Genomic DNA, 20,141 nt, shown 5'->3' on the forward strand with positions numbered 1-20,141 from the left:
ATGCCTGAAGAACGAAATCTGGAAGGTAAGACCCTGCTATTGGTTGACGGTTCGAGCTATCTGTATCGGGCTTACCATGCGATGCCTGATTTGCGTGGCCCTGGCGGGGAGCCGACCGGAGCGCTCTACGGAATCATCAACATGCTGCGCCGTATGCGCAAGGAAGTCAGTGCAGAGTATAGCGCTTGCGTGTTCGATGCAAAGGGCAAGACGTTCCGTGACGACCTTTATGCCGACTATAAGGCAAACCGTCCGTCGATGCCGCCCGATCTTGCATTGCAGGTCGAACCGATCCACGGCGCGGTGCGTGCGCTCGGCTGGCCGCTGCTGATGGTCGAAGGCGTCGAGGCCGACGACGTGATCGGCACGCTCGCGCGCGAAGCCGAGCGGCACGGGATGAACGTAATCGTGTCGACCGGCGACAAGGATCTCGCGCAGCTCGTCACCGACCACGTCACGCTCGTCAACACGATGACCAACGAGACGCTCGACCGCGACGGCGTGATTGCGAAGTTCGGCGTGCCGCCCGAGCGCATCATCGACTACCTCGCACTGATCGGCGACACCGTCGACAACGTGCCGGGCGTCGAGAAGTGCGGGCCGAAGACGGCCGTGAAATGGCTGGCGCAATACGACAGCCTCGACGGCGTGATCGAGCATGCGGGCGACATCAAGGGCGTGGTCGGCGACAACCTGCGCCGCGCGCTCGATTTCCTGCCGCTCGGCCGCAAGCTCGTGACCGTCGACACGGCCTGCGATCTCGCGCCGCATCTCGAATCGATCGAAGCGTCGTTGAAGACCGACGGCGAAGCGCGCGACCTGCTGCGCGACATCTTCGCGCGCTACGGCTTCAAGACCTGGCTGCGCGAAGTCGACAGCGCGCCGGCGGAAGGCGGCGGCGCCGACGCGCCGGAAGGCGAGCCGGCGCCGGTGGTGGCGGCCGACACCGTGCGCGAATACGACACGATCCAGACCTGGGAGCAATTCGACGCGTGGTTCGCGAAGATCGACGCGGCCGAGCTCACCGCATTCGACACCGAGACGACCGCGCTCGACCCGATGCTCGCACGGCTCGTCGGCCTGTCGTTCTCGGTCGAGCCGGGCAAGGCGGCTTATCTGCCGGTCGCGCATCGCGGCCCCGACATGCCCGAACAGCTTCCGCTCGACGAAGTGCTCGCGCGCCTGAAGCCGTGGCTCGAATCGGTCGATCGCAAGAAGGTCGGCCAGCACCTGAAGTACGACGCGCAGGTGCTCGCGAACTACGACATCGCGCTGAACGGCATCGAGCACGACACGCTGCTCGAATCGTACGTGGTCGAATCGCACCGCACGCACGACATGGACAGCCTCGCGCTGCGTCATCTGGGTGTCAAGACGATCAAGTACGAAGACGTGGCCGGCAAGGGCGCGAAGCAGATCGGCTTCGATGAAGTCGCGCTCACGCAGGCCGCCGAATACGCGGCCGAAGATGCAGACATCACACTGCAGCTGCATCACGCGCTGTACCCGCAAGTCGCGCGCGAACCGGGCCTCTTGTACGTGTACCGCGAGATCGAGATGCCCGTGTCGCGCGTGCTGCGCAAGATGGAGCGCACGGGTGTGCTGATCGACGATGCGCGCCTGCAGGCGCAGAGCACCGAAATCGCGACGCGCCTGATCGAGCTCGAAGCGCAGGCGTACGAACTGGCGGGCGGCGAATTCAATCTCGGCTCGCCGAAGCAGATCGGGCAGATCTTCTTCGAAAAGCTGCAGTTGCCGGTCGTGAAAAAGACGCCGAGCGGTGCGCCGTCGACCGACGAAGAAGTGCTGCAGAAGCTGGCAGAGGACTACCCGCTGCCGAAGCTGCTGCTCGAGCATCGCGGGCTGTCGAAGCTGAAGTCGACCTATACCGACAAGCTGCCGCGCATGGTGAACCCTTCAACGGGGCGCGTGCACACGAACTACGCGCAGGCCGTCGCGGTCACGGGCCGCCTGGCATCGAACGATCCGAATCTTCAGAACATTCCGGTGCGCACGGCCGAGGGCCGGCGGATCCGCGAGGCGTTCATCGCTTCGCCGGGACACCGGATCGTGTCGGCCGATTATTCGCAGATCGAACTGCGGATCATGGCGCACATCTCGGGCGACGCGTCGCTGTTGCGTGCATTCTCGCAGGGCGAGGACATCCACCGCGCGACGGCCGCCGAGGTGTTCGGCGTGACGCCGCTGGAGGTCAATTCCGATCAGCGCCGCATTGCGAAGGTGATCAACTTCGGGCTCATCTACGGGATGAGCGCGTTCGGGCTCGCGTCGAACCTCGGCATCACGCGCGATGCGGCGAAGCTCTATATCGACCGCTATTTCGCCCGCTACCCGGGTGTCGCGCAGTACATGGAAGACACGCGTTCGGTTGCGAAGGAGAAGGGCTACGTCGAAACCGTTTTCGGGCGCCGCCTGTGGCTGCCCGAGATCAACGGCGGCAACGGTCCGCGCCGCCAGGCGGCGGAGCGCGCGGCAATCAATGCGCCGATGCAGGGCACGGCGGCCGACCTGATCAAGCTGTCGATGATCGCGGTGGACGACTGGCTCACGCGTGACAAGCTTGCGTCGCGGATGATCATGCAGGTGCACGATGAACTGGTGCTCGAGGTACCCGACGGCGAGCTGTCGCTGGTGCGCGAGAAACTGCCGGAAATGATGTGCGGCGTGGCGAAGCTGAAGGTGCCGCTGGTGGCCGAAGTGGGTGCCGGCGCGAACTGGGAAGAGGCACACTGACGCACCGTTGCGCGGTTCCCGATTCCTGCGGCATATTGTTGCAGGGATGCTGAATATCGAGATGGTTTGCTTGTGGTCAACGCGCAAGCTCCCGGACAATGCATGTCATTGACACGGGGGCAGCGCGCCCCGCGTTCCGGGATTGGAAACATCAAGTGCTTCGAACTGCACATTGATGATGTCCGAACCGGTTAATCCACCGGGTGGTGCGAATGCATCGCGTTTGCCTTGTCCGGCGGCAGCAGTTTCGAATCGCAAAGGGGGAACAGATGCATCGGATCATCATCGTAGGTGGAGGCGCGGGCGGCCTGGAACTGGCGACGCGGCTCGGCGACCGTTACGGCGCGCGCGGCAATCGTCCCGCGCGTGCGCTTGTCACGCTCGTCGACCGCAATCCGACCCACATCTGGAAACCGCTGCTGCACGAGGTTGCGGCGGGCAGCATGGACCCGTTCACGCAGGAGCTCGAATATGCGGCGCAGGCGCGCTGGCATGGCTTCGAATTCCAGCAGGGCGGGCTGACCGGGCTCGATCGCGCGGCAAAGCGCATCACGCTGTCGCCCATCAACGACAGCGACGGCGAGGAACTGCTGCCGGCCCGCGAGTTGGAATACGACACGCTCGTGATCGCGATCGGCAGTACGACGCACTTCTTCGGCGTGCAGGGCGCGGCGGAAAACGCGATCGCGCTCGATACGGTGGGCGAGGCCGAGCGCTTCCGCAAGCGGCTGATCGCCGCGTGCATGCGCGCCGAGCACCAGGCGCCGGCGCCGACTGCGCCGGGTGAATCGGCCGAGCCGCGCATCCAGGTCGCGATCGTCGGTGGCGGCGCGACCGGCGTCGAGCTGTCCGCCGAGCTGCGCAACACCGCGCAGGTGCTGTCGGCCTACGGGCTGCACAAGCTCGACCCACGGCACGACGTCGGCATCGTGCTGATCGAATCGGGGCCGCGGATCCTCCCGGCGTTGCCGGAGCGCGTGTCGTCGGCGACGGCCGAACTGCTCGAAAAGATCGGCGTGCGGCTGATGCTCGCCGAGCGCGTGACCGAGGTGGCGCCCGGGGCCGTCCATACGGCGAGCGGCAAGACAGTGCGTGCCGACCTGACGGTCTGGGCTGCCGGCATCAAGGCGCCGTCCGTACTCGCCAATCTCGATGGCCTCCAGGTCAACAAGCTCGGCCAGCTCGACGTGCGCCGCACGCTGCAGACCTTTACCGACGACAACGTATTCGCGCTCGGCGATTGTGCAGCCTGTGCTTGGCCCGGCAACGAGCGCAACGTGCCGCCGCGCGCGCAGGCCGCACACCAGCAGGCGAGCTTCCTGCTGAAGGCAATCGGCTGCCGGCTCGACGGGCGCCCGCTGCCCGAATTCACCTATCGCGACCTGGGCTCGCTCGTGTCGCTCGGCCATTTCAGCGCGGTCGGCAACCTGATGGGCGGGCTGATCGGCGGCAACATGCTGATCGAAGGGCTGTTCGCGCGCTTCATGTACATGTCGCTGTACCGGGTGCACATCGCCGCGCTGCACGGCTATCCGCGCATGATGCTCGACACGGTTGCACACTGGCTGCGTCGCACGACACTGCCGCGCGTCAAGCTGCACTGAGCGCGCGTTCGCGCGGGAAGCGGACGGGGAGTACGCATATGGTGCGTGGTCTCCGTCCGTTGCTTTTTGCGGGCTGCCGGGCGGCCATGCGTGCGCTTGGCGGGCAATATCGGCCGCATGTTTTTCGTTTCAATTCGCAAGCATCCGGGCGCGCAACCGGGGGCGACATGCGGCTCGTTGCATTGCGATTCAACGGGCTCACCGCGGGTTGCCGTGCGGCCGAATCAACACGCCGTAATCGAGTCTTACATATCCGACAGTTGACGCGACAACGGATTATTGGGCATCTTGTCCGGGTTTCCGTTCGCGGCGGGGTGCCAACCGCCGCGACGTCCGCGCCGCGCGCCGGCGCGATGCCCCGTCATGCCGTGTCCGTGATCGTGACGGCGGCCCCCAATCGAGGAGTGCATTCATGTTGAAACCCGAAGTCGACAGCCTGGTTCCCCACGTTCCGTTCTCGCGTCGCAAGTTCATGCAGGCCGCGCTGGGCGGTGCCTTCGCGGCGGCCGTACTGCCCGTGTCGGCGCAGACGGTCACGACCGACAGCGAAGGGCTGGACGTCGACACCGTCGAGATCCGCTCGGGCGATGCGAGCGTGCCCGCGTATCGCGCGCAGCCGAAGGACAAGACGAACCTGCCGGTCGTCATCGTGATCCACGAGATCTTCGGCGTGCACGCGCACATCGCCGATGTCTGCCGCCGCTTCGCGAAGCTCGGTTATCTTGCGATCGCCCCCGACCTGTTCGCGCGGCAGGGCAATGCGGAGAAGTATCCGACGATCAAGGATCTGGTCGAGCACATCGTCAGCAAGGTGCCGGACCGGCAGGTGACCGAGGATCTCGATGCGACCGTCGCATGGGCCGGCAAGAACGGCGGCGACCTGTCGCGTCTCGGTGTGGTCGGGTTCTGCTGGGGTGGCCGCCAGAGCTGGCTGTATGCGGAGCACAACCCGCACGTGCGTGCGGCCGTTGCATGGTACGGGTTCGTCGAAGGCAAGACGGACGAGATGACGCCGTTCAACCCGGTCGATCATGCATCGTTGCTGAAGGTGCCCGTGCTCGGGCTGTATGGCGAGAAGGACACGAACATCACGCAGGCGTCGCTCGCGGACATGCGCAAGGCGATCCAGGCGAGCGACTCGAAGCTCGCGCGCGAATCGGAGATCGTCGTGTACCCGGATGCCGGTCACGCGTTCTTTGCCGATTACCGGCCGAGCTATGTGAAGGCCGACGCGGAGGAGAGCTGGAAGCGCGCGATCGCGTGGCTCCACAAGTACGGTGTGATGTAAACGGCAAGCGGCGGCACAGGCCGCCGCTTCGTTGCGACTGCGCCGCGCCGGCGCTTACGGCGTCGGGCCGGTTGCGATCGGCCGCGACGGATCGGCGCTCCATTCGCTCCACGAGCCCGGATACAGCGACGCGCCGTGCAGGCCCGCCACCTCCAGCGCAAGCGCGTTGTGGCATGCGGTGACGCCGGAGCCGCATTGCAGGATCGCGCGGTTCGGTTCGGTGCCCGCCAGCACGGCGGAAAACGCCTCGCGCAGTTCATGGCCGGTCTTGAAGCGGCCGTCGGCGGTCAGGTTGTCCTTGAAGAAGCGATTGCGCGCGCCGGGGATGTGGCCGCCCACACGATCGATCGTTTCGTTTTCGCCGCGGTAGCGGTCGGGTGCGCGTGCATCGATCACGACGCGCGTGGGTGCGTTCACGTTGGCGAGTACGGCTGCCGCGTCGACTGTCGATTCGAGCGGCGCGGCTGCGCGGAAATCGCCGGCGGCCGGGTGCGACACGTCGGTTGCCAGCGACTGGCCGGCTGCTTCCCACGCCTGCAGGCCGCCGTCGAGCACGGCAACCGAATCATGGCCGAGCCAGCGCAGCAGCCACCACAGGCGCGCCGCATACGCGCCGCCTTGCGCGTCGTACGCGACGACCTGCTGGCCCTGCTTGAGGCCGCGGCTCGCGAGCAGCGTGGCGAGTGCGTCGCGGGTCGGTAGCGGATGGCGGCCGTTGGTGCCCGTCTTGCGGCCCGACAGGTCGCGGTCGAGATGGAGGTACTGGGCGCCGGGGAGATGGCCGGCCGCGTACGCGGCTTCGCCGGCAGCGGGGTCGACGAGATCGAAGCGGCAGTCGAACAGCGCGACGCTGCCGGGCGCCGCCGCCAGGCGCTCGGCGAGATTGGCGGCGGAGATGAGCGTGGTGTAGTGAGTGTGTGGCATGACGGCTCCCTGGAGTGCGAATGGCCTGACATTCCAAGTCTAAACAAAAAAAGACGGGCCGAAGCCCGTCTTTTCGTCTGCCGGATGCCGTGCGGCGTCAAAGCGCCGCGCCGGTTATCAAACGTCGCCGAGGTGGCGGCGCAGGAACTCGTGGAAGTGCTGCATGCCGTCTTCCATCGGGCTCTGGTACGGGCCGACTTGCGACTCGCCTCGGGCCATCAGCGCGCGGCGGCCTGCGTCCATCCGCATCGCGATCTCGTCGTCCTCGACGGCCGTTTCCATATAGGCGGCGCGCTCGGCCTCGACGAATTCGCGTTCGAACAGCGCGATTTCCTCGGGGTAATAGAACTCGACGATGTTGGTCGTCTTCTGCGGGCCTTGCGGAATCAGCCACGACACGACGAGCACGTGCGGATACCACTCGATCATCAGGCCCGGGTAGTAGACCATCCAGATCGCACCGAACTCCGGCGGCACGCCGTTGCGGAACTTCAGCACCTGCTCGTGCCATTTCTGGTAAGTCGCGCTGCCCGGTTTCGCGAGGGCGTTGTGCACGCCGACCGTCTGCACGCTGTACCAGTCGCCGAACTCCCACTTGAGGTCGTCGCACGACACGAAGCTGCCGAGGCCCGGATGGAACGGGACGACGTGGTAATCCTCGAGGTAGACCTCGATGAACGTCTTCCAGTTGTAATCGCACTCGTGCACTTCGACGTGATCGAAGAGGTACTCGGAGAAGTCGAAGTGATGCTTCGTGCCGAGGTTGGCGAGATCGCGCGCGACATGCCGGCCTTCGGCCTCGAACAGCAGCCCCTGCCAGTTCTGCAGCGGGCTCTTGCCGAGGTTCAGGCACGGCTTGTCGGGGAAGTGCGGTGCGCCGAGCAACTCGCCTTCCAGGTCGTACGTCCAGCGGTGCAGCGGGCACACGATGTTCTGCGTGCGGCCGCGCCCGTTGAGCATGATTGCCTGCCGGTGGCGGCAGACGTTCGACAGCAGTTCGATCTGGTTCGTCTGGTTACGGACCAGCACGCGGCCTTCCTTCTCGGACGGCAGCGCAAAATAATCCCCCGCCTCGGGCACCATCAACTCGTGCCCGACGTAACGAGGTCCTTTCTTGAAGAGGGTTTCGATCTCGCGCTCGAGTAGCGCCTCATCGAAGTATGCAGTGACTGGAAGCTGGCTGTGAGCCGACTTCAACTGAAGCGCATCGCTCAGATTGGACATTCCCACTCCCGGTGTTAGCGTGAAAGCAGTGAACAACCCAACCATCGAAAAATCGATTTAGGGAAACGGGGAATTATACCCGGTTCGCCTCTCAAGGCTAGGATTAAGTGCCTGATTTGTGTCAATTTTTTGTCGGGCGGCAATCGGGAGGCGCACACTGTGAGTCGGAGATGGGGCCGGAATATGTGCCGGGTGCCCACGACGGCAGGTCGGAAAATTCTCTTTTGCCGTAGAATGTCCGACTTGTTTTGAAATTTGACACCCTCGTCCATGGCGAAAACCGCATCCCCAGGCGCCACGCCGCCCGGCAATGGCACCGAACCGTTGCCGGACAATTACGAGATGGCGCTCGCGGAACTCGAGACGCTGGTTGCCCGGATGGAAGGCGGCGCGTTGAGCCTCGAGGATTCACTGACGGCGTATCGCCGCGGTGCGACCCTCGTTGCGTTTTGCCAACAGCAGCTCGAGAAAGTGGAGCAGCAGGTTCGCGTGCTCGACGGCGCGACGCTGAAGCCGCTTTCGTCCGGAACGGCCGCCACGGACGGCGAAGACGACGATCTATGACATTCGAACAATGGATGCGGTCCGTGCTAGACCGTGTCGAGGACGCACTCGGCCATTATCTGCCCGCTGAAACCGCGATGCCGGCGAAACTCCACGAGGCGATGCGTTATGCGGTCCTCGGCGGCGGCAAACGCGTTCGCCCGCTGCTGTGCCATGCAGCAGGCGAACTGACCGGCGCGACGGAAGCGGCGCGCAACGCGGCGGCGGTGGCGCTGGAGATGATCCACGTCTACTCGCTCGTGCACGACGACATGCCGTGCATGGACGACGACGCACTGCGTCGCGGCAAGCCGACCGTGCACGTGCAGTATGACGAGCCGACGGCGCTGCTCGTCGGCGACGCGCTGCAGTCGCAGGCGTTCGTTGCGCTGACCGACGCCGCTGCGCTGTCGCCGGTGCAGCAGGCGGCGCTCGTGCGCGAGCTGGCGCTGGCAAGCGGCTCGATCGGCATGGCCGGCGGCCAGGCGATCGACCTGGCGAGCGTCGGCCTCAAGCTGACGCGCGAGCAGCTCGAGACGATGCACCGGATGAAGACGGGTGCATTGCTGCGCGCGGCCGTGCGGATGGGCGCGCTGGCCGGCGAGACGCCGTCCGCGGAAACGATGGCTGCGCTCGATGTGTACGCGGGGGCCGTGGGCCTGGCCTTCCAGGTCGTCGACGACATTCTCGACGTCACGACCGATTCGGCGACGCTCGGCAAGACGGCCGGCAAGGATGCGGCGAATGACAAGCCGACCTATGTATCGATCCTCGGCCTCGAGGCGTCGCGCGAGCTCGCAGCGCAACTGCGCGCCGAAGCGCACGACGCGCTGAAACCGTTCGGCGCACGCGCACAGCGTCTGGCCGAACTTGCCGACCTGGTAGTGAACCGGGTCAGCTGACGCGAAAGCCCGCCGCCGCGCACATGCTACGGTGCGTGCAACAGAATGCGGGCGCGTTTGATTTCCTACAATGGAACGACGATGTACGACTTGCTGAAAACCATCGACGACCCGGCGGATTTGCGCCGCCTCGATCGTCGCCAACTTCAACCGCTCGCGGATGAACTGCGCGCGTTCGTGCTCGACAGTGTGTCGAAGACGGGCGGCCATTTGTCGTCCAACCTCGGGACGGTCGAGCTGACGATCGCGTTGCACTACGTGTTCAACACGCCGAACGATCGCATCGTCTGGGACGTGGGCCACCAGACCTACCCGCACAAGATCCTGACGGGCCGCCGCGACCAGATGCATTCGCTGCGCCAGCAGGATGGCATCTCGGGCTTCCCGCGTCGCAGCGAATCCGAATACGACACGTTCGGCACCGCGCACTCGAGCACGTCGATTTCGGCCGCACTCGGCATGGCGATCGGCAGTCAGCTGAACGGCGACGACCGCTTCTCGATCGCCGTGATCGGCGACGGCGCGATGACGGCCGGCATGGCGTTCGAGGCGATGAACAACGCGGGCGTGTCGGAAGATGCGAAAGTGCTCGTGATCCTGAACGACAACGACATGTCGATCTCGCCGCCGGTCGGCGCGCTGAATCGCCATCTCGCACGCCTGATGTCGGGCCGCTTCTATGCGGCTGCGCGCGCGGGCGTCGAGCGCGTGCTGAGCGTTGCGCCGCCGGTGCTCGAACTCGCACGCAAGCTCGAGGAGCACGCGAAGGGCATGGTCGTGCCGGCCACGCTGTTCGAAGAGTTCGGCTTCAACTACATCGGTCCGATCGACGGTCACGATCTCGATTCGCTGATTCCGACGCTGCAGAACATCCGCGAACTGCGCGGCCCGCAGTTCCTGCACGTGGTGACGAAGAAAGGCCAGGGCTACAAGCTCGCCGAAGCGGATCCCGTGCTCTATCACGGCCCCGGCAAGTTCAACCCGGCCGAAGGCATCAAGCCGTCGGCCACGCCCGCGAAGAAGACGTACACGCAAGTGTTCGGCGAGTGGCTGTGCGACGAAGCCGAGCGCGATACGCGCGTCGTCGGCATCACGCCCGCGATGCGCGAAGGCTCGGGCATGGTCGAGTTCGAGAAGCGCTTCAAGGATCGCTACTACGACGTCGGCATCGCCGAGCAGCACGCGGTGACGTTCGCGGGCGGCATGGCAACCGAAGGCCTCAAGCCGGTCGTCGCGATCTACTCGACGTTCCTGCAGCGTGCTTACGACCAGCTGATTCACGACGTCGCGCTGCAGAACCTGCCGGTCGTGTTCGCGATCGACCGCGCGGGCCTGGTCGGCGCGGATGGCGCGACGCACGCGGGCGCGTACGATCTCGCGTTCATGCGCTGCATCCCGAACATGACGATCATGGCTGCGTCCGACGAGAACGAGTGCCGCCAGATGCTGCACACGGCGCTGCAGCAGCCGAACCCGACCGCAGTGCGCTATCCGCGCGGCGCGGGCACGGGCGTGCCGACGGTGAAGGAATTCACCGAGATCCCGCTCGGCAAGGGTGAAGTGCGTCGCCAGACGTCGCAGCCGGAAGGCAAGCGCGTCGCAATCCTCGCGTTCGGCACGATGGTTGCACCGTCGCTCGCCGCGGCCGAGGAACTCGATGCGACCGTTGCGAACATGCGCTTCGTGAAGCCGATCGATGCGGCGCTCGTGCGTGAACTCGCCGAGACGCACGACTACGTCGTCACGGTCGAGGAAGGCTGCGTGATGGGCGGCGCGGGCTCGGCCTGCGTGGAAGCCCTGATGGAGAGTGGGGTTATCCGACCCGTACTACAATTGGGCCTCCCTGACCTGTTCATCGATCACGGCGACCCCGCGAAGCTGCTGTCGCAATGCGGCCTCGACGGCGCGGGTATCGCGAAATCGATTCGCGAACGCTTTCTGAATCCGGCGGCCGATGTCGCCGGTCAGGCGAAGCGCGTCGCATAAGCTGGCGCCGCCTGCGGGCGGTGCCGGCGCGACTGGCGCAACCGGTCTTCATTGATGCGGAAAACATGGGCCTGCGGGCCCATGTTGCTTTTCCGGCTGCCGCATGACGCGGCGTGCGCGTCGTCGAACGCGCGGCTTACAAGGATTGAACAAGATGAACCAGATGAATCCCGCCTTCGTGATGCCCGACGTGCAGAGCACGGTGGATACCCGCCAGATTCCGATTCAGCGTGTGGGCGTGAAGGCGGTCCGGCATCCGTTGACGGTGTGTACCGAAAGCGGCGACGTGCAGCCGACCGTCGGTGTCTGGAACCTCGATGTCCGCCTGCCGGCCGATCAGAAGGGCACGCACATGTCGCGCTTCGTCGCGCTGCTCGAAGAGAATCGTGCACCGCTGACGGTCGAGCGTTTCCGCGCGATGCTCGCATCGATGCTCGAGAAGCTGGAAGCCGAAGCAGGCCGCATCGAAGTGACGTTCCCGTACTTCGTGAACAAGACGGCGCCGGTGTCGGGCGTGCAGAGCCTGCTCGACTATGAAGTGACGCTCGCAGGCGAAAGCCGCAACGGCGATACGCGCCTGTTTCTGAAGGTGCTCGTGCCGGTGACGAGCCTGTGCCCGTGCTCGAAGAAGATCTCGCAGTACGGCGCGCACAACCAGCGTTCGCATGTGACGATCGACGCGGAACTCGCGGCCGACCTGCCGGTCGAGGCGCTGATCCGCCTCGCCGAGGAAGAGGCGTCGTGCGAGCTGTGGGGCCTGCTGAAGCGTCCGGACGAGAAGTTCGTCACCGAGCGCGCGTACGAGAACCCGAAGTTCGTCGAGGATCTCGTGCGTGACGTCGCGCAGCGTCTCGATGCGGACGAGCGTGTGGTGGCATACGTGCTCGAAGCCGAGAACTTCGAGTCGATCCACAATCACAGCGCGTATGCGCTGATCGAACGCGACAAGCGACAGGCGGCATAACGCCGCGGCGTTTTGTCGCGTCGATGACAAAAGGCCGCTCAGTATCGAGCGGCCTTTCTGTTTGCCGGTGCGACGTTGCGTCGCGTGCGTGGCTCAGCGCGCGAGCGATGCGAGATCCCAGCGCGGCTTCACCGTGAATGCGTAGTCGGCATTCGCCTGCTCGGGCCAGCGGCCGAGCCGCAATGCGCCTGCGAGCGCGATCATCGCGCCGTTGTCGGTGCAGAGCGCGAGATCGGGGTAGTGCACATCGAAGCCGCGCTTGGCCGCGGCGGCCGACAGTGCAGCGCGCAACTGGCGGTTCGCGCCGACACCGCCCGCGACCACGAGGCGCTTGAGCTTCGTCTTCTTCAGTGCGGCGAGCGACTTGGCGACGAGCACGTCGACGGCCGCATCGACGAAGCCGCGCGCGAGGTCGGCTTTCGCGCGTTCGAGGGCTTCACCTTCGAGCTTCGCCGCTTCGAACTTCTTCATCTGCGTGAGTACGGCCGTCTTCAGGCCGCTGAAGCTGAAGTCGAGGTCGCCCGAATGCAGCATCGGGCGCGGCAGCACGACCGCACCCGGCGTGCCGGTTTCGGCGAGCTTCGACACTTCCGGGCCGCCCGGGTAGCCGAGGCCGATCAGCTTGGCCGTCTTGTCGAATGCTTCGCCGGCCGCGTCGTCGAGCGTTTCGCCGAGCGTCTCGTACACGCCGACGTCGGTCACGCGCATCAGTTGCGTGTGGCCACCGGACACCAGCAGCGCGACGAACGGGAATGGTGGCGGCTCGTCGACGAGCAGCGGCGACAGCAGGTGGCCTTCGAGGTGGTGGATGCCGACGGTCGGCTTGTTCCAGGCGAGCGCGAGCGCATTCGCGATGCTCGCGCCGACCAGCAGCGCACCGGCGAGGCCAGGGCCCTGCGTGAACGCGATCGCGTCGATGTCGTCGCGGCGCGTGCCGCTTTGCGCCATCACTTCCTCGAGCAGCGGCAGCGCGCGGCGGATGTGGTCGCGCGATGCGAGCTCGGGCACGACGCCGCCGTATTCGCGGTGCATGGCGATCTGCGAGTGGAGCGCGTGCGCGAGCAGGCCGCGCTGCGTGTCGTAGAGCGCGAGGCCGGTTTCGTCACAGGAGCTTTCGATGCCGAGAACGAGCATGGGTACGGGCAGGGCACGCCGTATCGGGCGCGCCGCAGGAAGGTCAACGTAACCGGAAAGTATAGCAGGCGAGGGCCTGCCCCCGCTGGCAGCGGCCCGGGCCGGATGCCGGGCAGGTACAATCCGCGCCATGGAAACTTATGACATCGCCGTGATCGGCGCGGGCGCCGCCGGAATGATGAGCGCCGCGGTTGCCGGGCAGCTCGGCCGCCGCGTCGTGCTGATCGATCACGCGCCGCGGCTCGCCGAGAAGATCCGCATCTCGGGCGGCGGCCGCTGCAACTTCACGAACCTGCACGCCGGCCCCGACAACTATCTGTCGTCGAACCCGCATTTCGCGCGCTCGGCGCTGGCGCGCTATACGCCGCGCGACTTCCTCGGGCTGCTCAAGCGCCATCACGTGACCTGGCACGAAAAGCACAAGGGCCAGCTCTTTTGCGACCACGGCAGCGACGCGATCATCGACGTGCTGAAGCACGAGTGCGACGCTGGCGGTATCGCGTGGCGCCGGCCCGTCGTCGTCGACGCGGTGCGCCATGCGCCGTCCGACGGCTTCACGCTCGACACGCAGCAGGCGGGGCCGATCGGTGCGCGCGCACTGATCATCGCGACCGGCGGCCTGTCGATTCCGAAGATCGGCGCGACGGACTTCGGCTACCGGATCGCCAAGCAGTTCGGCCACAAGCTCATCGATACGCGGCCCGCGCTCGTGCCGTTGACGTTCGCGCAGCAGGACTGGGAGCCGTTCGCGGCGTTGTCCGGCGTATCGCTCGAGGTGCGCGTATCGACCGGCGACAAGAAGCGCGGCGGCGAATTCGTCGAGGACCTGCTGCTGACCCATCGCGGCCTGTCCGGGCCCGGGATCCTGCAGATCTCGAGCTACTGGCAGCCCGGCGACCCGATCCGCGTCGATCTGCTGCCGCAGCGCGACACGGTCGCCGACCTGCTTGACGCGAAGCGCACGTCAAAGCGCCAGATCGGTTCGCTGCTCGCGGACTGGGTGCCGTCGCGCCTCGCGCATGCGTGGCTCGACACTCACCGCGTCGCGGCCGACGCGCGGCTCGCGGACCTGCCCGACAAGACGCTGCGCCAGATCGGCGACGCGCTGTCCGGCTGGACGCTGATACCGAACGGCACCGAGGGCTACAAGAAGGCCGAAGTGACGAAGGGCGGGGTCGATACCCGCGACCTGTCGTCGGCGACGATGATGAGCGCGCGCGTACCGGGGCTGTTCTTCGTCGGCGAGGCGGTGGACGTGACGGGCTGGCTCGGCGGCTACAACTTCCAGTGGGCATGGGCGTCCGGTACGGCGGCCGGACAGGCCGCGGCCGAGTATGCGCGCGGCGCCTGACGAGGCCGGGCCGACGCCGTTTTGGCGGGACCAGTCCCCGTGCCTTTAGGCAATCGCTCTGCTATACTCGGTAGTCTTTCCTTGCAAACCTTTATTCGTGTCGGATCATGACGATCATTCGCGTTAAAGAGAACGAGCCGTTCGAAGTTGCAATGCGTCGCTTCAAGCGCACGATCGAGAAGAATGGTCTGTTGACCGAGCTTCGTGCGCGCGAGTTTTACGAGAAGCCGACCGCGGAGCGCAAGCGCAAGAAGGCTGCTGCAGTGAAGCGTCATTACAAGCGCATCCGCAGCCAGACACTGCCGAAGAAGCTGTACTGAACGATTGGGCGCCGCGCGGTTCGCTGAGCGGCGCACCGGCGACTCCGTGCGATCAGGTGATCGCGAAAGATCGAGCATGATCGTGCGATCGATCAGGCGAGCCGCCGATGCCGGATTCGAGCAACCCGCTTGAGACACTGTCCCAAGCGGGTTTTTGTGTTGACGCCCTTATGGCGGGCGTCGGATTCACGTTTCCTTCCCGGGTGAAAGATGAGTTTGAAAGAGCAGATCAGCGAAGACATGAAGGCCGCGATGCGCGCGAAGGAAAGCGAGCGCCTGGCAACGATTCGCCTGCTGATGGCCGCGATCAAGCAGCGCGAAGTCGACGATCAGATCACCCTCGACGACGCGGGCATCACGGCCGTGATCGACAAGATGATCAAGCAGCGCAAGGATTCGATCAGCCAGTTCCAGGCAGCCAGCCGTGACGACCTCGTCGCGAAGGAGCAGGCCGAACTGGCCGTGCTGAGCGGCTACATGCCCGAGCAGCTGTCGGAGGCCGAGGTGGCCGCCGAAGTCCAGGCAGCGGTCGCGCAGACGGGCGCCGCCGGCCCGCAGGACATGGGCAAGGTGATGGGCGTGCTGAAGGGCAAGCTCGCAGGCCGCGCCGACATGACGGCCATTTCCGCGCTGGTCAAGGCCGCACTCACGAAGTAAAACCCGTTTCCCTGGCGCGCCGTGCGTGCGCCGGGGTGTCGTATTGTCTTTTTTTCGCTCGATCCCACGGTGATTCCGCATTCGTTCCTGCAGGATTTGCTGAACCGCGTCGATATCGTCGACGTGGTGGGCAAGTACGTGCAGCTCAAGAAGGGCGGCGCCAATTTCATGGGGCTGTGCCCGTTCCATAACGAGAAGAGCCCGTCGTTTACCGTCAGCCCAACCAAGCAGTTCTATCACTGCTTCGGTTGCGGGGCTCACGGCACGGCGATCGGCTTTCTGATGGAACACGCGGGGCTCACGTTCCCGGAGGCTGTACAGGATCTCGCGCAGTCCGTCGGGCTGACCGTGCCGCACGAGCCGTCGATGCGTGGCGGCGGTGGGGGCGGAGGCGACTATCCGGCGCCGGTGTCGAAATCGGTCGCAACCGCGCTGTCCGATGCGATGACTGCCGCGTGCGACTACTACCGCAAGCAGTTGCGCGGCGCGACCGTCGCGATCCAGTACCTGAAGAACCGGGGCCTGACCGGCGAGATTGCTGCGCGCTTCGGGCTCGGTTACGCGCCGGACGGCTGGCAGAACCTCGAAGCCGCGTTCCCCGACTATCGCGACGAGTCACTCGTCGAGTCGGGGCTCGTGATCGTCAGCGAGAAGACCGATGCGCAGGGCGTCGCGCGCCGCTACGACCGGTTCCGCGAGCGGATCATGTTCCCGATCCGCAACGTGAAGGGGCAGGTGATCGGCTTCGGCGGCCGCGTGCTCGGCAGCGGTGAGCCGAAGTACCTGAACTCGCCCGAAACCCCGCTGTTCAACAAGGGCAGCGAGCTGTACGGCCTGTTCGAGGCGCGGCTCGCGATTCGCGAGCGCAAGTACGTGCTGGTCGTCGAGGGCTACATGGACGTCGTCGCGCTCGCCCAGCTCGGGTTCCCGAACGCGGTCGCGACGCTCGGCACCGCGTGCACGCCGATTCACGTGCAGAAGCTGCTGCGCCAGACCGACACGGTCATTTTCAGTTTCGACGGCGATTCGGCCGGGCGGCGAGCGGCCCGGCGCGCGCTCGAGGCTTGCCTGCCGCATGCGGGGGACAACCGCACGATCCGGTTCCTTTTTCTGCCGACCGAGCACGATCCGGACAGCTACGTGCGCGAATTCGGCGCGGACGCGTTCTCCGAGCAGGTCGAGCGCGCGATGCCGCTGTCACAATTTTTGCTGAACGAAGCAATTTCCGGCAAGGCGCTCGATCAGCCGGAAGGCCGCGCGAAGGCGCTGTTCGATGCGAAGCCGTTATTGCAGGCGCTCCCCGCGAACGCATTGCGCGCGCAGATCATGCACATGTTCGCCGACCGCCTCGACATTCCGTTCGAAGAGGTTGCAGAGCTGTCCGACGTCGATACACGGATCGCGGCACCGCCGCGCCAGGCGCCTGCGCGCAGCGAGCGGCGCCGCGTGACGGACAGCGAAAAGCGCGCATTGCGCACGCTGGTGATGCATCCGCGCATCGCGTCGCAGCTCGACGATGAGCAACTGGCGACCCTGCGCGCGTTGCCGCGCATCGGCGAATTGTTCGCGGAAGTCGTCGATCATGCGCGCGCGCTGGGCGACGGCGCGGAGTTCCGGCTGCTGTCGGATGTGCTGCGGACGTCCTCGAATGGAGCGACTTACGAGGAAATCTTCCGCGAAATTCTGGACTATGATGAAAACGTCCGCGACTTGCTGTTACAGAATCCGGAAGATGAGACGGTGCCCGAGCGGCAGCGTGAACAGGAACGGATCGCGGCGGAGGAACTGCAGGCGGCGGTGCTCAAGATGCGTTACGACGCCTGCTGCGACCGGCTTGACAGGCTGGCGCGGCAATCCACCTTCACACCCGAGGAATTGGCCGAATTGACGGAATTGAACCAGCAGCGAACCGACATGAAGCGTCGGCTCGGGCTGTAGGCGGCCGGGGAGCTTAGAGAGGGCTTCCCAGCGTGCTATAATATAAGGTTTCCAGCGGTTTGTTTTCCAAGCAGAGGCGAGAATCGCGATGGCAAAGACGACAGGCGGAAAGAAAGCAACAGGCAAGGGCTCGACGGAGCCGACCAAAAAGGTCACAGCGGCCAAGTCTGCTTCTTCCACCAGGACAACGTCTTCAGCCACGTCAGCCCCTGCAGGAAAGAAAACCGCGGCCGGCACTGCTCAGGCTGCGCCGGCGCCGGCAGCCAGAACACGGGCTGCCGCCAGACCCGACTCCGGGCCGGCCAAGCCGGCGGCGAAGCGGGCAAGTGCGAAAAGCGCAAGGGACACGACTGCCGCCGCGGACGAAACGGCAGTACGTACTACTCATGCACCCACGGTTCAACCGGCTGTCGTCCAGCAGCCGCGAGTCGATATAGCCGGTACGGCGAACTCCATGACCAAAAAGCTGAACGAAGTATCCGTCGAAGACGACGCAAATCAGAGCGACGAGCAGCCCGCAGCAGCAGCGGCAGCGGCTGCACCGGGCAAATCCAAGGTGCGCGATCGTCGCGCCAAGGAAAAGGCGCTACTGAAGGAAGCGTTCGCGACGAGCACGCCGGGTACGGCCGAGGAGCTCGAAGAGCGCCGCGTGAAACTGCGCGCGCTGATCAAGCTCGGCAAGGAGCGCGGCTTCCTCACGTACGCCGAAATCAACGACCACCTGCCGGACAACTTCACCGAGACCGAAGCCCTCGAGGGCATCATCGGCACGTTCAACGACATGGGCGTGGCGGTCTACGAGCAGGCGCCGGACGCGGAAACGCTGCTCCTGAACGACAACGCGCCCGCCGCGTCGTCGGACGATGAAGTCGAAGAGGAAGCGGAAGTCGCGCTGTCCACCGTCGATTCGGAATTCGGCCGCACGACCGATCCGGTCCGGATGTACATGCGTGAAATGGGCACGGTCGAACTGCTCACGCGCGAAGGCGAAATCGAGATCGCGAAGCGGATCGAGGACGGCCTGCGCCACATGGTGATGGCCATCTCCGCGTGCCCGACGACGATCGCCGACATCCTCGCGATGGCCGAACGCGTCGCGAACGAAGAGATCCGCGTCGACGAACTCGTCGACGGCCTGCTCGATCCGAATGCTTCGGACTCCGCCGATACCGACGGTTTCTCCGCGAAGGAAGCGGAAGCCATCGAGAACGAGGACGAGGAAGCCGAAGAGGAAGAGGAAGAGGAGGAAGAGGAGGAGGACGATGGTGCCGCGCAGGCATCGGCCAACGCCGCCCAGCTCGAAGCCCTCAAGCGTGCGTCGCTCGAGAAGTTCTCGCAGATCAGCGAGTGGTTCGACAAGATGCGCCGCGCATTCGAAAAGGAAGGCTACAAGTCGAAGGCCTACCTGAAGGCGCAGGAAACGATCCAGACCGAACTGATGACGATCCGCTTCACCGCGCGTACCGTCGAACGCCTGTGCGACACGCTGCGTGCGCAGGTGGACGAAGTGCGTCAGGTCGAACGCCAGATCCTGCACATCGTCGTCGACAAGTGCGGCATGCCGCGCTCGGAATTCATCGCGCGCTTCCCGGGCAGCGAGACCGATCTCGACTGGGCCGAGAAGATCATGGCCGAAGGCCATTCGTACAGCGCGGTCCTGTCGCGCAACATCCCGGCGATCCGCGAACAGCAGCAGCGCCTGCTCGACCTGCAGGCGCGCGTCGTGCTGCCGCTGAAGGACCTGAAGGAAACCAACCGCCAGATGGCGGCCGGCGAACTGAAGGCACGCCAGGCGAAGCGCGAAATGACCGAGGCGAACCTGCGTCTCGTGATCTCGATCGCGAAGAAGTACACGAACCGCGGCCTGCAATTCCTCGACCTGATCCAGGAAGGCAACATCGGCCTGATGAAGGCGGTGGACAAGTTCGAATACCGTCGCGGCTACAAGTTCTCGACCTATGCGACGTGGTGGATCCGTCAGGCCATCACACGCTCGATCGCGGACCAGGCGCGCACGATCCGTATTCCGGTTCACATGATCGAGACGATCAACAAGATGAACCGCATCTCGCGGCAGATCCTGCAGGAAACCGGTCTCGAGCCGGATCCGGCAACGCTCGCCGAGAAGATGGAAATGCCGGAAGACAAGATCCGCAAGATCATGAAGATCGCGAAGGAACCGATCTCGATGGAAACGCCGATCGGTGACGACGACGACTCCCATCTCGGCGACTTCATCGAGGACACCAACACGGTCGCGCCGGCGGATGCCGCGCTGCATGCGAGCATGCGCGACGTCGTGAAGGACGTGCTCGATTCGCTGACGCCGCGTGAGGCGAAGGTGCTGCGGATGCGCTTCGGTATCGAAATGAGCACCGATCACACGCTCGAGGAAGTCGGCAAGCAGTTCGACGTCACGCGCGAGCGGATCCGTCAGATCGAGGCCAAGGCGCTGCGCAAGCTGCGTCACCCGAGCCGTTCCGACAAGCTGAAGTCGTTCCTCGAAGGGAACTGATTTCCAGCGTCTCTCCTGCGAACGCCGCCGGCATCCG

At 65.2% G+C, this 20,141-nt stretch carries 15 protein-coding genes; 12 read left to right on the forward strand and 3 right to left on the reverse strand.

Going from position 1 to position 20,141, the window contains the following annotated elements; translation table 11 throughout:
* The 3 genes from polA (at position 1) to C5O79_RS16015 (ending at position 5,646) form a co-directional block, all read left to right on the forward strand.
* A complete protein-coding gene (gene polA / locus C5O79_RS16000; RefSeq protein WP_122475251.1) occupies positions 1-2,754 on the forward strand; it encodes a DNA polymerase I in 2,754 nt (917 codons plus the stop codon).
* Positions 2,755-3,023: 269 nt separating this feature from the next.
* Positions 3,024-4,358, forward strand: a complete 1,335-nt coding sequence (locus C5O79_RS16005; protein ID WP_122475253.1) for an NAD(P)/FAD-dependent oxidoreductase — start codon at positions 3,024-3,026, stop codon at positions 4,356-4,358.
* A 412-nt stretch (positions 4,359-4,770) separates the two neighbouring features.
* Positions 4,771-5,646 carry a dienelactone hydrolase family protein gene (locus tag C5O79_RS16015; RefSeq protein WP_047850303.1) on the forward strand — a complete coding sequence of 292 codons (876 nt, stop codon included), beginning with the start codon at positions 4,771-4,773 and terminating at the stop codon, positions 5,644-5,646.
* Between the two features lie 54 nt (positions 5,647-5,700).
* On the opposite strand, the gene C5O79_RS16020 is transcribed toward C5O79_RS16015, so the two are convergent.
* Both C5O79_RS16020 and C5O79_RS16025 read right to left on the reverse strand, forming a co-directional pair.
* Positions 5,701-6,570 carry a sulfurtransferase gene (locus C5O79_RS16020; RefSeq protein WP_122475256.1) on the reverse strand — a complete coding sequence of 290 codons (870 nt, stop codon included), beginning with the start codon at positions 6,568-6,570 and terminating at the stop codon, positions 5,701-5,703.
* 117 nt (positions 6,571-6,687) lie between these two features.
* Entirely contained in the window at positions 6,688-7,794 is a 1,107-nt protein-coding gene (locus tag C5O79_RS16025; RefSeq protein WP_122475258.1) for an aromatic ring-hydroxylating dioxygenase subunit alpha, read from the reverse strand.
* 270 nt (positions 7,795-8,064) lie between these two features.
* Between C5O79_RS16025 and C5O79_RS16030 the strand changes: the two genes are divergently transcribed.
* The 4 genes from C5O79_RS16030 to folE2 all read left to right on the forward strand — a co-directional run bounded on the left by C5O79_RS16030 (position 8,065) and on the right by folE2 (position 12,189).
* Positions 8,065-8,358: an exodeoxyribonuclease VII small subunit gene (locus tag C5O79_RS16030; protein ID WP_011355806.1), complete on the forward strand. Its 294-nt coding sequence runs from the start codon at positions 8,065-8,067 to the stop codon at positions 8,356-8,358.
* Positions 8,355-9,239 carry a polyprenyl synthetase family protein gene (locus C5O79_RS16035; protein WP_122475260.1) on the forward strand — a complete coding sequence of 295 codons (885 nt, stop codon included), beginning with the start codon at positions 8,355-8,357 and terminating at the stop codon, positions 9,237-9,239. Before C5O79_RS16030 ends, C5O79_RS16035 begins: the two co-directional genes overlap by 4 nt.
* 81 nt (positions 9,240-9,320) lie before the next feature.
* Complete coding sequence (gene dxs / locus C5O79_RS16040) at positions 9,321-11,225, forward strand: 1-deoxy-D-xylulose-5-phosphate synthase (RefSeq protein WP_039358114.1); 1,905 nt, start codon at positions 9,321-9,323, stop codon at positions 11,223-11,225.
* A gap of 154 nt (positions 11,226-11,379) precedes the next feature.
* Positions 11,380-12,189 (forward strand): GTP cyclohydrolase FolE2, encoded by an 810-nt coding sequence (gene folE2 / locus C5O79_RS16045; protein ID WP_122477354.1) that lies wholly within the window; start codon positions 11,380-11,382, stop codon positions 12,187-12,189.
* A gap of 93 nt (positions 12,190-12,282) precedes the next feature.
* Here folE2 and tsaD read toward each other — a convergent pair whose 3' ends face one another.
* Positions 12,283-13,323, reverse strand: a complete 1,041-nt coding sequence (tsaD, locus tag C5O79_RS16050; RefSeq protein ID WP_039358123.1) for a tRNA (adenosine(37)-N6)-threonylcarbamoyltransferase complex transferase subunit TsaD — start codon at positions 13,321-13,323, stop codon at positions 12,283-12,285.
* Between the two features lie 130 nt (positions 13,324-13,453).
* Between tsaD and C5O79_RS16055 the strand changes: the two genes are divergently transcribed.
* The 5 genes from C5O79_RS16055 (at position 13,454) to rpoD (ending at position 20,104) form a co-directional block, all read left to right on the forward strand.
* A complete protein-coding gene (locus C5O79_RS16055; protein WP_122475263.1) occupies positions 13,454-14,674 on the forward strand; it encodes an NAD(P)/FAD-dependent oxidoreductase in 1,221 nt (406 codons plus the stop codon).
* A gap of 107 nt (positions 14,675-14,781) precedes the next feature.
* Complete coding sequence (gene rpsU, locus C5O79_RS16060; protein WP_006479415.1) at positions 14,782-14,994, forward strand: 30S ribosomal protein S21; 213 nt, start codon at positions 14,782-14,784, stop codon at positions 14,992-14,994.
* 210 nt (positions 14,995-15,204) lie between these two features.
* Entirely contained in the window at positions 15,205-15,651 is a 447-nt protein-coding gene (locus C5O79_RS16065) for a GatB/YqeY domain-containing protein (protein WP_122475265.1), read from the forward strand.
* Positions 15,652-15,720: 69 nt separating this feature from the next.
* Positions 15,721-17,589, forward strand: a complete 1,869-nt coding sequence (dnaG, locus tag C5O79_RS16070) for a DNA primase (protein WP_122475268.1) — start codon at positions 15,721-15,723, stop codon at positions 17,587-17,589.
* An 88-nt stretch (positions 17,590-17,677) separates the two neighbouring features.
* Positions 17,678-20,104 (forward strand): RNA polymerase sigma factor RpoD, encoded by a 2,427-nt coding sequence (gene rpoD / locus C5O79_RS16075; RefSeq protein WP_081421070.1) that lies wholly within the window; start codon positions 17,678-17,680, stop codon positions 20,102-20,104.
* Positions 20,105-20,141: the final 37 nt, after the last annotated feature.

Source organism: Burkholderia sp. SRS-25, from assembly GCF_004343765.1.
Classification (GTDB): domain Bacteria; phylum Pseudomonadota; class Gammaproteobacteria; order Burkholderiales; family Burkholderiaceae; genus Burkholderia; species Burkholderia contaminans.